Below are 13574 nucleotides of genomic sequence, written 5' to 3'. Positions count from 1 at the left end.
CCCCGGACCTCAGCCTCCGGATGGGCCAGGTCGGGTCAGACCACCGCGCCGCGGCCCGGGTCGTCGTCCTCCTCGTCGCTGTCCTTCATGCGGAGCACCAGCGTCGCGAAGCCGCCGAGGAAGCCGCCCACACCGAGCGTGGTGATCCACCAGGTCAGCTCCTGGCGCAGCAGCACCATGATCAGCAGGAGCAGCGGGCCGCCCAGCACCGCGATCCACGCGAAGCGGGCGGTGACGTCGCCGGTGGGGACCGGCGGCGGCTCCGGGGGCACGAAGTGGCCCTCGTCCGGCTCGTCGAAGTCGTCGTCGCCCGTGGCGCCCGGGGTGTCCCAGTCGCGGGGGCCCACCCCCGGGGCGTAGACGACGAAGCTGCCCACCGGCCGGTCCGGGCCCTCCGGCGGTGCCGTCGGGGCCTTCGCGGCGGCCTCCGGGTCCTCCGGGGCCGCCTCGGGGGAGTCCTTGCCCCCGGCGGGGCCGGACGGGGGGTCGGCGACGTCGCCGGAGGCGGGCCAGCGGCCCGCCTCGGGGTCGGGCTGCTCGCCGTACGCGGCGACGAGCTCCGCCCACGCGGCGTCCTCGTCCAGGGGGTCGCGGCTCTCGTCGCGGTCGCGGTCGTGGTCCGCGTCGCGCTCAGCCACGGGAGGCCGTCCCCACTTCGCCGACGCCCGCGGAGAGCCGGCTGATGAACGCGAACGTCTCGTCGAAGATCAGCTCGGCGTCGTGGTCCAGGGTCGCCACGTGATAGCTGTGCTCCAGCAGCCGCTCGGTGACGTCGCGCGAGGAGACCCGGGCCAGGATGCGCGCCGAGTCCACGGGCGGCACCACATGGTCCTCGGGGCTGTGCAGCAGCAGCAACGGCTGGGTCACCTGGGGCAGTTCGGAGTCCAGCGCCCGCAGGCCCCGGCGGAAGGAGTGCGCCGCGTGCAGCGGCACCCGGTCGTAGCCGACCTCCTCGTTGCCCGGCTTGGCGATGTCGCTGGCGATGCCCTTGGACGAGGGCAGCAGGTGACGCACCACCGGCAGCGCCTTCGCGGCGAGGCCGTGCACCTTGTTGGCCGGGTTGACCAGGACGATGCCCTTGACCGCGTCGCCGTGCCGGGCCGCCAGCCGCAGGGTCAGCGCCCCGCCCATGGACAGGCCGCAGACGAAGATCTCGGAACAGCGCTCCCGCAGCTCGCCCAGCGCGCGGTCGACCTCCGCGTACCAGTCCTGCCAGCCGGTGAGCTGCATGTCCTGCCAGCGGGTGCCGTGCCCGGGCAGCAGCGGCAGCGAGACGGTCAGTCCGCGCTCCGCGAGATGCTCGGCCCAGGGCCGAACGGACTGCGGGGAACCGGTGAAGCCGTGGCACACGAGGACGCCGACCTCTCCGCCGTCGTGGCGGAACGGCTCGGCGCCGGGGAGGAGCGGCACCGGAATCTCCGATCGATGGAACGGGAAAAGGGGTCTGGCCCTCAGCGTACGCGGAGCGCCGCACGGCGGGTAGGCAGGTTAAGGTCTCCTCGTCACTACAGGAGGTTCTCGGTTGTTCTACGGCGCTATGAAGCTGTCCATCGGCGGGTCGCTGAAGCTTGCCTTCCGGCCGTGGGTGGAGGGCTTGGAGAACATCCCGGCCGAGGGGCCCGCGATCCTGGCGAGCAACCACCTGTCGTTCTCGGACTCCTTCTTCCTCCCCGCGGTGCTGGATCGCAAGATCACCTTTATCGCGAAGCAGGAATACTTCACCTCCCCGGGTGTCAAGGGAAAGCTGACGGCCGCGTTCTTCAAGGGCGTGGGCCAGCTGCCCGTCGACCGTTCGGGCGGCCGCGGGGCCGGCGAAGCGGCGATCAAGAGCGGTCTCGAGGTGCTGGAGCGCGGTGAGCTGTTCGGCATCTACCCGGAGGGCACCCGCTCCCCGGACGGTCGCCTCTACCGCGGCAAGCCCGGCGGCCTGGCCCGGGTGGCGCTGCTGTCCGGCGCCCCCGTCATCCCCGTCGCCATGATCGACACCGAGAAGGTGCAGCCCCCGGGCAAGGTCCTGCCGAAGATGATCAGGCCGGGCATCCGGATCGGCGAACCGCTGGACTTCAGCCGCTACCACGGCATGGACGGCGACCGCTTCATCCTGCGCTCGGTGACCGACGAGGTCATGTACAAGATCATGGAGCTGTCCGGCCAGGAGTACGTCGACATCTACGCGACCGCCGCCAAGCGGCAGATCGCGGACGAGGCGAAGCGCAAGGCCGAGGAGGAGAAGGCGGCGAAGGCCGCCGGACTCGACAAGGCGGACAAGCGGCCCGAGGCGTAGCCGCGCCCGGACCGGGGGGTTGGGTCGATGACACCGCGCAGCGGGAAGCCGCGCGTCGTACGGATGTCGGTGGAGCTGCCGCTGTGGCGCGCGCTGACCGGCTACCGCATTCTGACGCTCGGCTACGCACTCGCACTGTTCTTCCTGAACTACCGCGAGTACGCCCATCCGCTCGGCGCCGCGCTCTACATGGGCGCACTCACGCTCTGGATGCTGCTGACCTGGAACCGGGTCACCTCTCCCGAGCGCTGCACCAAACGGTTCCTCGTCGCCGACCTGGCCATCGCGCTGGGCGGGATCCTGCTCACCTCCGTCGTCGACTCCGCCGAGCGCATCGACGGCGGCGCGGCCACCCTCCCGTCCATCTGGGCGGGCGGCGCCGTACTGGGCTGCGCCATCAAGGGCGGCTGGCGCTGGGCGATCGTCGGCTCCACCCTGGTGGCCGCCGCCAACCTCGCCGAGCGCGGCGGCCCGGCCCGCGACACCGTCCACAACGTGCTGCTGGTGTGGGTCTCCAGCGTCGCCATCGGCTACATCGTGGAGGTCGCCCGGGCCAGCGAGCGCACGCTCGCCCGCGCCCTGCAGATCGAGGCGGCCACCCGCGAGCGCGAACGGCTCGCCCGCGACATCCACGACGGCGTCCTCCAGGTGCTCGCCATGGTGCAGCGCCGCGGCGCCGCGCTGGGCGGCGAGGCCGCCGAGCTCGGCCGGATGGCGGGCGAGCAGGAGATCGCCCTGCGCACCCTGGTCGCCGGGGGCCTGCTGCCCCCGCAGGGCTCACCGGAGCAGCTCGCCGACGACGTGGAGCTGCTGCGGTCAGTGGGGGCCCCGCCGCGGCCCCCCGAGGGGCCCTGCGACGTGGGGGCGCTGCTCGCACCGCGCGCGGGAGCCGCCGTCTCCTTCGCCGGGCCCGGCACGCCCGTCCTGCTGGAAGCGGCCGCGGCGGCGGAGCTGGCGGCGGCCGTCGGGGCCGCCCTGGACAATGTCCGCAAGCACGCCGGGGACGGCGCGCGGGCCTGGATCCTGCTGGAGGACGAGCCGGACGCGGTGATCGTCACCGTGCGGGACGACGGCCCGGGCATCGCCGAGGGCAGGCTGGCGGCCGCGGAGCGGGAGGGGCGCATGGGCGTCGCCCTGTCGATCCGCGGCCGGCTGCGGGACCTGGGCGGCAGCGCCGAGCTGCTGTCCGTGCCCGGCCAGGGCACAGAAGTCGAATTGAAAGTTCCACGGGGGAGCGGGAGCGGGAAATGAGCGACGAGCTGACCGTGAAGGTCATGGTGGTCGACGACCACCCCATGTGGCGCGACGCCGTCGCCCGCGACCTGGCCGCCGCCGGGTTCGACGTGGTGGCGACCGCCGGCGACGGCCCCCAGGCGGTGCGCCGGGCCCGCGCCGCTGCCCCCGACGTGCTGGTCCTGGACCTCAACCTGCCCGGCCTGCCCGGCGTCGCCGTCTGCAAGGAGCTCGTCGGCGAGAACCCCGCGCTGCGCGTCCTGGTGCTCTCCGCGAGCGGCGAGCACGCGGACGTCCTGGAGGCTGTGAAGTCCGGCGCGACCGGCTACCTCCTGAAGTCCGCCAGCACCGAGGAACTGCTGGACGCCGTCCGCCGGACGGCCGCGGGCGACCCGGTGTTCACCCCCGGCCTGGCCGGACTGGTCCTCGGGGAGTACCGCAGGCTGGCCGCCGACCCGGCCCCCGCCGCCCCCGACGAGCCGAAGGTGCCCCGGCTGACCGACCGCGAGACCGAGGTGCTGCGGCTCGTCGCCAAGGGCCTCTCGTACAAGCAAATCGCCGAACGGCTGGTTATTTCGCACCGGACGGTGCAGAACCATGTTCAGAACACCTTGGGCAAGCTCCAGTTGCACAACCGCGTGGAGCTCGTGCGCTACGCGATAGAGCGAGGTCTCGACGGCGCCTGACCGTTCCCGGCCGGGCGGTGTCCCCGGCTGAAGGGAGATTGTCATGCGGGTCGGAATGCTGACCGGCGGCGGTGACTGCCCCGGGCTCAACGCGGTCATCCGCGCCGCCGTCCGCAAGGGCGTCCAGGACTACGGTCACGAATTCATCGGCTACCGCGACGGCTGGCGCGGGCTGGTCCAGGGCAGCACCGTGCCGCTCGGCATCCCCGCCGTGCGCGGCATCCTGCCCCGGGGCGGCACGGTGCTCGGCTCCTCGCGCACCAACCCCTTCAAGGATCCGGACGGCGTCCACCGGATCCGGGAGAACCTCGCCAAGGACGACGTCGACGCCCTCATCGCCATCGGCGGCGAGGACACCCTCGGCGTCGCCGCCCGGCTCCACGAGGAACACGGCATCCGCTGCGTCGGCGTCCCCAAGACCATCGACAACGACCTCTCCGCCACGGACTACACCTTCGGCTTCGACACCGCCGTCAACATCGCCACCGAGGCCATCGACCGGCTGCACACCACCGCCGAGTCCCACATGCGGGTCCTCGTCGTCGAGGTCATGGGCCGGCACGCGGGCTGGATCGCCCTCCACTCCGGCCTCGCCGGGGGCGCCAACGTCATCCTCATCCCCGAGCAGCGCTTCGACCTCGACGAGGTCTGCGGCTGGGTCACCTCCCGGTTCCGCGCCAGCTACGCCCCGATCGTCGTCGTCGCGGAGGGAGCCATGCCGCAGGACGGCGACCTCGTGCTCAAGGGCGCCGCCGCGCACGACTCCTTCGGCCACGTCCGGCTGTCCGGGGTGGGCGAGTGGCTGGCGAAGGAGATCGAACAGCGCACGGGCAAGGAGGCCCGCACGATCGTGCTGGGGCATGTGCAGCGCGGGGGGACGCCGAGCGCGTTCGACCGGTGGCTGGCCACGCGCTTCGGTCTGCACGCGATCGCCGCGGTGCGCGACGGGGACTTCGGGCGGATGGTCGCGCTGCGCGGCACGGACATCGTCCGGGTCCCGCTGCGCGATGCGACGGCCCGCTTGAAGACGGTCCCGCCGGGCCTGTACGAGGAGGCCCGCACCTTCTTCGGCTGACGCCGTTCCTCAAGCGCCGGACGGGCCGAAACCAGCCCGTCCGGCGCTTGAGGAATCAGACCAGCACCCTCGCCAGCAGCTCGGCCACCAGCGACGCCCCCGACAGCGTCAGGATTGACTCCGGGTGGAACTGGACGCCGGCGAAGCCGGGCCCGCGCAGCGCGTGTACGTCACCGGTCGCCGCATCCCGGCTCAGTTCCACCCGATGCATCGCCAGTTCCGCCTCCGCGGAATCCGCGCAGCGCGCGGTGAACGTGTTGTAGAAGCCCACCGTCTCCGCCCGCCCGAAGAAGTCGATCCGCTCCTGCGCCCCCTGACACGGCACCGCCTTCCGCACGATCTCCAGCCCCAGCTCCGCCGCGATCAGCTCGTGCCCCAGGCACACGCCGAGCAGGCCGTGCCGGTGCCCGCGCAGCAGCTCCGCCGCCAGGTCGCGGAGCAGCCGCATCTTGGGGTCGGCGGTGTCGGAGGGGTTGCCGGGGCCGGGCCCCAGCACCACCGGGCCCGGGTGCGCCAGCGCGGCGTCCCGCAGCCCCGGCTCGTCGTAGCGCCGCACGGTGACCGTCAGCCCCGAGGTCCGCAGCAGGTGCGCGAGCATCGCGGTGAACGTGTCCTCGCCGTCGACGACGAGCGCGTGCCCGGTGAGCCGCGCCGTGGACGTCGGGCCCTGCATCCGCAGCCAGAAGGGGGCCAGGTCCTCGCGGCGCGCGTCGAGCGCGGCCCGCACCTCGGGGTCGTCCGCGAGCCGCACGGCGGGGGCCGGCCCGCCGCGGCGCGCGGTGCGCACCCCGAGCGCCGCCAGCACGCCCGCCGCCTTCGCGTGCGTCTCGGCGACCTCGCCGCGGGGGTCGGAGTGGCGGACGAGCGTGGCCCCGACCGCGAGCCGCAGCCGCCCGCGCCGGTCGATGTCGGCGGTGCGGATCAGGATCGGCGAGTCCAGCGTCCGGCCGCCGCCCGCGTCCCGGCCGATGAGCGCGAGGGCGCCCGCGTAGTAGCCGCGCCCGCCGCCCGGCCCCTGCGGCTCGTACCGCTCGATGACGCGGCACGCGTTCTGCACCGGCGACCCGGTCACGGTCGCCGCGAACATCGTCTCCCGCAGCACGTCCCGCACGTCCAGCGAGGAGCGCCCCCGCAGCTCGTACTCGGTGTGCGCGAGGTGGGCCATCTCCTTCAGCCGCGGCCCGACGACGACCCCGCCCATGTCGCCGACCGTGCACATCATCTTCAGCTCCTCGTCCACGACCATGGACAGCTCCTCCACCTCCTTGCGGTCGTGCAGGAAGGCCAGCAGCCCCGCCCGGTCCGGGCCCCCGGCGGGGTAGCGGTAGGTGCCGCTGATCGGGTTCATCACGACCGTGCCCCCGGCCATCCGGACGTGCACCTCGGGGCTGGCGCCGACCAGCGTCCGGTCGCCGGTGTGCACGACGTACGTCCAGTACGCGCCGCGCTCGCCCGCCAGCAGCCGCCGGAACAGCGCCAGGGCGTCAGCGGCGGAAAACCCGTGGATCTCGCCCTCGAAGGTCCGCCGGATGACGAAGTTGGCGCCCTCGCCGGACCCGATCTCGTCCTCGATCACCCGCTCGACGATCCGCGCGTACGCCTCGTCGTCCACGTCGAAGGCCCCGCCCTCCACCCGCACCTCGTGCGCGGGCAGCGCCTCCAGGACGTCGGACAGCGGCAGCTCGTACGCCTCCTCGGGCCGCAGCACCGCCAGCGGGGTGCCGTCGTCGCGGACGTCGAAGCCGCGCTCGCGGATCTGCCGGAACGGGATGAGAGCGAGCGCGTCGAGGGCCGGGCCGGCACCGGTGGGCGGGCCGTCCGGCAGGGGAATGTCGGCCAATCGCCCGACCTCCACCACGGGGCCGGTCAGCAGCTCGACGGTGTCGCCCGCCCGGCCGGGGGTGCGGCGGTGCAGCAGGGCGAAGGGCGGGCAGGCGGGGTCGGTCAGCCGTGCGAGGAGGGTGTGGGTGTCGCCGGTCATCTGGGTTCCTTCCGGTGAGGAGAGGAACGGCCCCGGGAAACGCCGAAGGCCGCCCCTCCGGGCGGCCTTCGCGGTGTGTCTTCGGTGTACGCGCGATCAGTGGGCCGCCGGATGAGCGGTCCACCACCAGTTCTGGTTGGTCGGTGCGTACATGCTGCGCACCCTACCGGACGGGCCGGGCAGCGGTGGCGCTCCGTGGAGGTGGCGGGGAAGCGTGCACCGGAGCGCGGGGCGCCCGGCACGCCGGTCCGCGCCCGACGGACGGCGTTTTTTCGCCACTCCCCGCGGTCCATGACCCGTCTCACACTGCGGTCCGGCGGATGGACCGCCGTCGTGACCCCGTAGGGTTGGAGCGTGACCGTGAACGCTGAACTCCACGCCGGTGGCAACACCTGGCGCTCCCTTCCCGCGGCGCAGCAGCCTGACTGGCCGGACCAAGAGGCTCTGCGCGATGTGATCGCCGAGCTCGAGTCCTATCCGCCTCTGGTTTTCGCGGGCGAGTGCGACCAGCTGCGCCAGCGCCTGGGAGCCGTCGCCCGTGGCGAGGCGTTCCTGCTCCAGGGCGGCGACTGCGCCGAGGCGTTCGACGCCGTCGGTGCCGACCAGATCCGCAACAAGCTCAAGACGCTGCTCCAGATGGGCGCCGTGCTGACCTACGCGGGTTCCGTGCCCGTCGTGAAGGTGGGCCGGATCGCCGGTCAGTACAGCAAGCCGCGCTCGAAGCCGACCGAGACCCGCGACGGCGTGACCCTGCCGACCTACCGCGGCGACTCCGTCAACGGCTTCGCCTTCACGCCCGAGGCCCGTACGCCGGACCCGCAGCGGCTGAAGCGGATGTACCAGGCGTCGGCGTCCACTCTGAACCTCGTCCGCGCCTTCACCACCGGTGGCTACGCGGACCTGCGCCAGGTGCACGCCTGGAACCAGGACTTCGTGAAGTCCTCCCCGTCCGGGCAGCGCTACGAGGCCCTCGCCCGCGAGATCGACCGGGCGATGAACTTCATGAACGCCTGCGGGGTGGACCCGGAGGAGTTCAAGACCGTCGAGTTCTACGCCTCCCACGAGGCGCTCGTCCTCGACTACGAGTCCGCGCTGACCCGCGTCGACTCGCGGACCGGCGATCTCTACGACGTCTCCGGCCACATGGTCTGGATCGGTGAGCGGACCCGCCAGCTGGACGGGGCGCACATCGAGTTCGCGTCGAAGATCCGCAACCCGATCGGGGTGAAGCTCGGCCCGACGACGACGCCCGAGGACGCGCTGACGCTGATCGAGCGGCTCGACCCGGAGCGCGAGCCCGGCCGGCTGACCTTCATCACCCGCATGGGCGCCGACAAGGTCCGGGACAAGCTCCCGACCCTGGTCGAGAAGGTCACGGCGTCCGGTGCCCAGGTGGCGTGGATCTGCGACCCGATGCACGGCAACACCTTCGAGGCGGCCTCGGGCCACAAGACCCGCCGCTTCGACGACGTGCTGGACGAGGTCAAGGGCTTCTTCGAGGTCCACAAGGGTCTCGGCACCCACCCGGGCGGCATCCATGTGGAGCTGACCGGCGACGACGTCACCGAGTGCGTGGGCGGCGGCGACGAGATCTTCGTCGACGATCTGCACCAGCGCTACGAGACGGCCTGCGACCCGCGGCTCAACCGCAGCCAGTCGCTGGACCTGGCGTTCCTGGTCGCGGAGATGTACCGCGACCAGTAGAAAACCCTGCTGAACGGCGTGGGGCGCGGATCGGAAGTGATCCGCGCCCCACGCCGTTGTTATTCACCCACCGGGCCGGGTAAGGTAAGGGTTACCTTATTGATCAACCCGGTAGGGCGGTGACCCGCGTGTACGTCTGCTCATGCTTCGGCATCACCGAGCAGCAGGTGCGTGACCACGCGGACAAGGGGGCGTGCACGCCCCGCCAGATAGCCTCCGTGAGCAAGGCCGGCACCGACTGCGGCAGCTGTGTCCGCCGCATCCAGTCCCTGCTCGGCCGTGGCGCGTGCCCGCGCCGCGAGCTGGCCGACCAGGGTGAGCAGGACGTGCTGGGCGCCGAGGTGCCCCACATACGGCAGGCGCCCCGGGTGGTCCAGGTCCAGGCGGCCTGACCTTCAGCCCCGGGTCACTCCGCCCCGCCGTTCGACTGCTCGATGAACTGGGCGAGGTAGAGCGGCTCACCGAGCTTCTCGATCAGATCCAGCTGGGTGTCGAGATAGTCGATGTGCTCCTCCTCGTCCGCGAGGATCGACTCGAAGATATTGGCCGAGGTGATGTCGCCCTTGGCCCGCATGACCTCCACGCCGCGCTTGAGCCGGTCGATCGCCTCGACCTCCACCTGCCGGTCGGCCTGGAACATCTCCACGATCGACTGCCCGATCCGCACATGGAAGAGCCGCTGATAGTTGGGCAGCCCCTCCAGGAAGAGGATGCGGTCGGTGAGCACCTCCGCGTGGCGCATCTCGTCGAACGACTCGGCGCGGGTGTGTGCGGCGATCTTCGTCCAGCCGAGGTGCTCCTGCATTTTCGCGTGCAGGAAGTACTGATTGATGGCGGTCAGCTCGGCAGTCAGCTGTTCATTGAGAAATTCGATGACCTCGGGGTCGCCCTGCATTGCAGAGGCTCCTTCCAAGAGGGTGACTGGCAGGTTGCGCGCATCCTTGCACCGCCCCTCCGAACCGTCCAGTAAGTGCACACTTAGTGGGAGTTGCCCTCATAGCGGAACCCATGGTCATCAGCACTGCCGAAGGTCTGACACCATGGGGACATGGGTCAGTCGGAAAGCCGCAAAGGGGAGCAAGTTCAGCTGCCCCCGGGGCAGCGCTTCCAGCGCGGATGGCCGGTGACGCACTACGGGCCGGTCCCGAAGTTCAGGCCGGACCGCTGGGAGTTCCGTGTCTTCGGGTCGACCGCCGACGGCGACAAGCACTGCTGGACGCATGACGAGTTCTCCGCCCTGCCGTATTCGACGGTGGTCGCGGATCTGCACTGCGTCACGAAGTACAGCATGCTGGGCGCCGAATGGGGAGGCGTTCCCGCGCGGACGATCCTCGAACTCGCCCCGCCCGCGCCCGAGGTCACCCATGTGATGGTGTGGGCCGAATACGGCTTCTGCTCAAATCTCCGGCTCTCGGATTTCGCGTCCGAGCAGAGCATCTTCGCGACCCATAAGGACGGCGAACCGCTCACCGCCGAGCACGGTTTTCCCGTACGGCTGGTGGTCCCGCATCTCTACGCCTGGAAGGGACCCAAATGGGTGCGCGGCGTGGAGTACATGACGGCCGACCGCCGCGGTTTCTGGGAAGAGCGCGGCTACCACAACGTGGGCGACCCCTGGCGCGAACAGCGTTATTCCTACCAGGAAAAGCCGGGCGAGGGCCCGGAGATCTGACCCCGCGGGGCGGAGTGGTTCCACCGGGCCTTACGCGCCTGCGGCGTCAGGCCGCCGCGCCGTCCCGCAGTCCCTTCAGCCGCGCCACATCCGCCGCATGGCCCGCAGGACCGCCCGGCGTCTCGATCGTCAGCGGCACACCCGCCGTCGCCGGGTGCGCGAAGAGCTCCGCGAAAGGCTCCGCCCCGATATGGCCCGAGCCGATGTTCTCGTGCCGGTCCCGGTGCGCGCCGACCCCCTCCTTGGAGTCATTGGCGTGGATCAGCCGCAGCCGCCCCTCGCCCACCACGGAGACCAGCTCGTCGAGCGTCCGCTTCATCCCGCCCGTCTCGGCGAGGTCGTGGCCCGCCGCGAAGACGTGGCAGGTGTCCAGGCACACGCCGAGCTTCGGGTGGCGCTCCAGCGCGTCGAAGTAGGGGCCCAGGTCCTCGACCAGTGAGCAGAGCGACGAGCCCTGCCCGGCCGTAGGCTCCAGCAGCAGCCACGGGTCGTCGTCGTGGGTCAGCTCGTCGAGCAGCGGCAGCAGCCGCTCGTGGACCTGCGCCAGCGCCTCCCGGCGCGGTCGGCCGCCGGTCGCCGAGCCCGTGTGGACGACGACCCCGAGGGCGCCGATCGCCCGCCCTCGGCGCAGCGAGTGCCGCAGCGACTCCCCGGACAGCTCGACCGTCGCCTCGGTGTGCGAGCCGAAGTTGATCAGATACGGGGCGTGGACCCAGACCGGGAGCGACTCCCGCGCACAGGCCGCCCGGAACTCCTCGTCCTGCCGGGGGTTGCCGGCCGGCGTCGCCCAGCCCCGCGGGTTGGCGACGAAGACCTGCACCGTCTCGGCGCCCATCTCCCGCGCGTACGGCAGACCGGTCCGGGCGAGACCCCCGGCGACGGGGATGTGCCCGCCGACGGGGTTGCGCAGACGCGGGGACGAAAGCGGGGACGAATCGGGAGTACGCACGGGTCTAGAAGCCGCCCTTGAGCCTGATGGTGATGGTGTCGCCCTTGGCGGCCTGGTCGCCGCCCTTGACGGACTGGCTGTCGACCGAGTCCCGGGGGAAGAAGAACGGCCGGTCGACCTCGACCTTGAAGCCCGCCGAGGTGAGGGCCTGCTTGGCGTCGGCCTCACTCTTTCCGGTGACGTCCGGGACCGTCACCATCTCCTTGCCCTTGGAGACGGTGAGCGTGACCGTGTCGCCCTTGGCGGCCTGGCCGCCGTCGGCCGGGGACTGCGCCGCGACCGAGCCCTTGGGGGCGTCGGAGTAGACCTGGGTGTCCGAGACCTCGACCTTGAAGCCCTTGTCCTCGAGGGCCGAGGTGGCGGCCGCGACGGACAGGCCCTGCACCTTCGGCACGCTCAGGGCCGCGCCCTTGCTGACGGTCAGCGCGACCGGGGAGTCGGGCCTGCGCTCCACCCCCGGCCTGGGGTCGGTGGCCAGCACCGAGCCCTGCGGGGTCTCACCGCTGAACTGCTTGCCGACCTCGCCGACCGTCAGGCCCGCGCCCTCGATCTTCCGCTTCGCCTCGTCGAAGGGCATGCCGACGACATTGGGCACCTCGGCCTTGGCCGGGCCCTTCGAGAGGGTGACCGTCACCTTGCCGGTGCCCCGGACGCGACCGCCGGGACCGGGGTCCGTCGAGATGACGTGACCCCGCTCGACGGTGTCGCTGAAGTCCTGCTCGGTCTTCATCCCGAGCCCGGCCTTGTGGAGCGTCTGCTCCGCCTTCGCCTCGGTCATGTCCAGGACGGCCGGGACGGTGGTGAACTGGCCGGAGCTGATGTACCAGACGCCCGTGCCCACCACGGCCAGCAGCACGGCCACGAGCACCGCGAGCAGCCCGCGGCTCGGCCGGCGGCGGGGCCGCCCGGTCCGCGGCGCCGCAGCGCCCGGCGGGGCCGGGGGAGCGGGCGGCTGCTCCAGCCGCGTCGTGCGGTTCAGCTGCTCGTCCTCCGCGGGCGGCAGGGGCCGGGCCGCGGCGGGCCGCGGAATCACGCTCGTACGGTCCTCGGAACCGCTCGACGAGCCCTGCTCGGGCGTCCGCGCCTGCGGGGGGAGGGCGTCCAGCTGCGCGTCGGACAGCGCCTCACGGGCCGTACGGACCATGGCCAGCAGGCCGACCGCGTCGGCCGGGCGCCGCTGCGGGTCGCGGGCGGTGGCCGTGGTCACCAGCTCGTCCAACTGCGGCGCCAGCCCCGGGACGGCCGCCGACGGCGGCGGCACGTCCTCGTGGAGGTGCTGGTAGAGAACCTGCGCCGGGGTGCTGCCGGTGTGCGGCTTGGCTCCGGTGAGCATCTCGTAGAGGACGACACCGCACGCGTAGACGTCCACGCGGGTGTCCGCCGTGCCGTGCTCCATCTGTTCGGGGGCCAGATACGACACCGTGCCCAGGACCGAGCCGGTGGACGCCGTGGAGTTGGTGTCCACGGCCCGTACGAGCCCGAAGTCGGCGACCTTCACCCGGCCGTCATCCCCGATCAGCACGTTCTCCGGCTTCATGTCCCGGTGGACCAGCCCCGCGAGGTGGGCCGCGCCGAGCGCCGCGAGCACCGGCTCCGCGATGTCGAGCGCGGCACGCGGCTGCAGCGCGCCGCGCTCGCGCAGTACGTCGCGCAGGGTGCATCCGGCCACGTACTCCATCGCGAGATAGACGTACGTGCCGTCCGTGCCCTGGTCGAAGACGCCCACCACGTTCGGGTGGTCGAGCCGGGCCACGGACTTGGCCTCGCGGATGAAGCGCTCCACGAACACCGCGTCCGCGGCGAGCCCCGGGTGCATCACCTTCAGCGCGAGCACCCGGTCGAGCCGCGTGTCGAGGGCGCGGTAGACCGTGGCCATGCCACCGACGGCGATCCGGGCCTCGACCCGGTAGCGGCCGTCCAGCACATGCCCGACAAGCGGGTCTCCTAGCGTCGTATCCACGCTAGGAGTCTATGAGCCTGCGGGCGGGGC

The 13574-nt window shown here is 72.0% G+C and carries 14 protein-coding genes; 7 read left to right on the top strand and 7 right to left on the bottom strand.

Translation table 11 applies throughout. The annotated features are described in order from the left end of the window. Nucleotides 1-35: 35 nt before the first annotated feature. Nucleotides 36-638, bottom strand: a complete 603-nt coding sequence (locus DXZ73_RS13745; RefSeq protein ID WP_116211283.1) for a hypothetical protein — start codon at nucleotides 636-638, stop codon at nucleotides 36-38. Then, complete coding sequence (locus DXZ73_RS13740) at nucleotides 631-1410, bottom strand: alpha/beta hydrolase (protein ID WP_116211282.1); 780 nt, start codon at nucleotides 1408-1410, stop codon at nucleotides 631-633. Before DXZ73_RS13740 ends, DXZ73_RS13745 begins: the two co-directional genes overlap by 8 nt. Before the next feature lie 127 nt (nucleotides 1411-1537). Between DXZ73_RS13740 and DXZ73_RS13735 the strand changes: the two genes are divergently transcribed. From DXZ73_RS13735 to DXZ73_RS13720, 4 genes are read left to right on the top strand one after another with little or no spacing between them, the layout of a single operon-like run. Continuing rightward, nucleotides 1538-2284: a lysophospholipid acyltransferase family protein gene (locus DXZ73_RS13735; protein WP_205519343.1), complete on the top strand. Its 747-nt coding sequence runs from the start codon at nucleotides 1538-1540 to the stop codon at nucleotides 2282-2284. Between the two features lie 27 nt (nucleotides 2285-2311). Then, nucleotides 2312-3535: a MacS family sensor histidine kinase gene (gene macS / locus DXZ73_RS13730; protein WP_240351331.1), complete on the top strand. Its 1224-nt coding sequence runs from the start codon at nucleotides 2312-2314 to the stop codon at nucleotides 3533-3535. Then, nucleotides 3532-4203: a response regulator gene (locus DXZ73_RS13725; RefSeq protein WP_116211279.1), complete on the top strand. Its 672-nt coding sequence runs from the start codon at nucleotides 3532-3534 to the stop codon at nucleotides 4201-4203. The genes macS and DXZ73_RS13725 overlap by 4 nt, the downstream gene beginning before the upstream one ends. Before the next feature lie 43 nt (nucleotides 4204-4246). Continuing rightward, nucleotides 4247-5278, top strand: coding sequence for a 6-phosphofructokinase (locus tag DXZ73_RS13720; RefSeq protein ID WP_116211278.1), 1032 nt, complete (start codon nucleotides 4247-4249; stop codon nucleotides 5276-5278). A 55-nt stretch (nucleotides 5279-5333) separates the two neighbouring features. Here DXZ73_RS13720 and DXZ73_RS13715 read toward each other — a convergent pair whose 3' ends face one another. Together DXZ73_RS13715 and DXZ73_RS40590 are read right to left on the bottom strand one after the other, a co-directional pair. Further along, nucleotides 5334-7259 (bottom strand): anthranilate synthase family protein, encoded by a 1926-nt coding sequence (locus DXZ73_RS13715; protein ID WP_116211277.1) that lies wholly within the window; start codon nucleotides 7257-7259, stop codon nucleotides 5334-5336. A 96-nt stretch (nucleotides 7260-7355) separates the two neighbouring features. Continuing rightward, nucleotides 7356-7412, bottom strand: a complete 57-nt coding sequence (locus DXZ73_RS40590; protein WP_205382378.1) for a trp operon leader peptide — start codon at nucleotides 7410-7412, stop codon at nucleotides 7356-7358. Between the two features lie 201 nt (nucleotides 7413-7613). Between DXZ73_RS40590 and DXZ73_RS13705 the strand changes: the two genes are divergently transcribed. Together DXZ73_RS13705 and DXZ73_RS13700 are read left to right on the top strand one after the other, a co-directional pair. Further along, nucleotides 7614-8963, top strand: coding sequence for a class II 3-deoxy-7-phosphoheptulonate synthase (locus tag DXZ73_RS13705; protein WP_116211275.1), 1350 nt, complete (start codon nucleotides 7614-7616; stop codon nucleotides 8961-8963). Nucleotides 8964-9091: 128 nt separating this feature from the next. Then, nucleotides 9092-9355 (top strand): (2Fe-2S)-binding protein, encoded by a 264-nt coding sequence (locus DXZ73_RS13700; protein WP_162890508.1) that lies wholly within the window; start codon nucleotides 9092-9094, stop codon nucleotides 9353-9355. Nucleotides 9356-9369: 14 nt separating this feature from the next. On the opposite strand, the gene bfr is transcribed toward DXZ73_RS13700, so the two are convergent. Next, complete coding sequence (bfr, locus tag DXZ73_RS13695; RefSeq protein ID WP_116211273.1) at nucleotides 9370-9858, bottom strand: bacterioferritin; 489 nt, start codon at nucleotides 9856-9858, stop codon at nucleotides 9370-9372. 153 nt (nucleotides 9859-10011) lie between these two features. On the opposite strand from bfr, the gene DXZ73_RS13690 reads away from it, so the two are divergent. Continuing rightward, nucleotides 10012-10635 carry a sulfite oxidase-like oxidoreductase gene (locus DXZ73_RS13690; protein ID WP_116211272.1) on the top strand — a complete coding sequence of 208 codons (624 nt, stop codon included), beginning with the start codon at nucleotides 10012-10014 and terminating at the stop codon, nucleotides 10633-10635. Nucleotides 10636-10681: 46 nt separating this feature from the next. Here the strand turns inward: DXZ73_RS13690 and DXZ73_RS13685 are convergent, their stop codons facing one another. Then, nucleotides 10682-11545, bottom strand: a complete 864-nt coding sequence (locus DXZ73_RS13685; RefSeq protein ID WP_116215602.1) for a deoxyribonuclease IV — start codon at nucleotides 11543-11545, stop codon at nucleotides 10682-10684. Between the two features lie 43 nt (nucleotides 11546-11588). Then, nucleotides 11589-13544, bottom strand: a complete 1956-nt coding sequence (gene pknB, locus DXZ73_RS13680; protein WP_116211271.1) for a Stk1 family PASTA domain-containing Ser/Thr kinase — start codon at nucleotides 13542-13544, stop codon at nucleotides 11589-11591. Nucleotides 13545-13574 lie beyond the last annotated feature (30 nt).

It is taken from the genome of Streptoverticillium olivoreticuli subsp. olivoreticuli (genome assembly GCF_003391135.1).
Lineage (GTDB): Bacteria > Actinomycetota > Actinomycetes > Streptomycetales > Streptomycetaceae > Streptomyces > Streptomyces blastmyceticus.
Note: the sequence above shows the minus strand (reverse complement) of the source record. Positions and strands in the feature narration are given on the sequence as shown.

Bases quoted from the DNA above. Each gene is read 5' to 3' on its own strand.
- DXZ73_RS13715 (WP_116211277.1), bottom strand. From the start codon at position 7,259: ATGACCGGCGACACCCACACCCTCCTCGCACGGCTGACCGACCCCGCC.
- DXZ73_RS13720 (WP_116211278.1), top strand. From the start codon at position 4,247: ATGCGGGTCGGAATGCTGACCGGCGGCGGTGACTGCCCCGGGCTCAAC.
- bfr (WP_116211273.1), bottom strand. From the start codon at position 9,858: ATGCAGGGCGACCCCGAGGTCATCGAATTTCTCAATGAACAGCTGACT.
- DXZ73_RS13690 (WP_116211272.1), top strand. From the start codon at position 10,012: ATGGGTCAGTCGGAAAGCCGCAAAGGGGAGCAAGTTCAGCTGCCCCCG.
- macS (WP_240351331.1), top strand. From the start codon at position 2,312: ATGACACCGCGCAGCGGGAAGCCGCGCGTCGTACGGATGTCGGTGGAG.
- DXZ73_RS13735 (WP_205519343.1), top strand. From the start codon at position 1,538: ATGAAGCTGTCCATCGGCGGGTCGCTGAAGCTTGCCTTCCGGCCGTGG.
- DXZ73_RS13725 (WP_116211279.1), top strand. From the start codon at position 3,532: ATGAGCGACGAGCTGACCGTGAAGGTCATGGTGGTCGACGACCACCCC.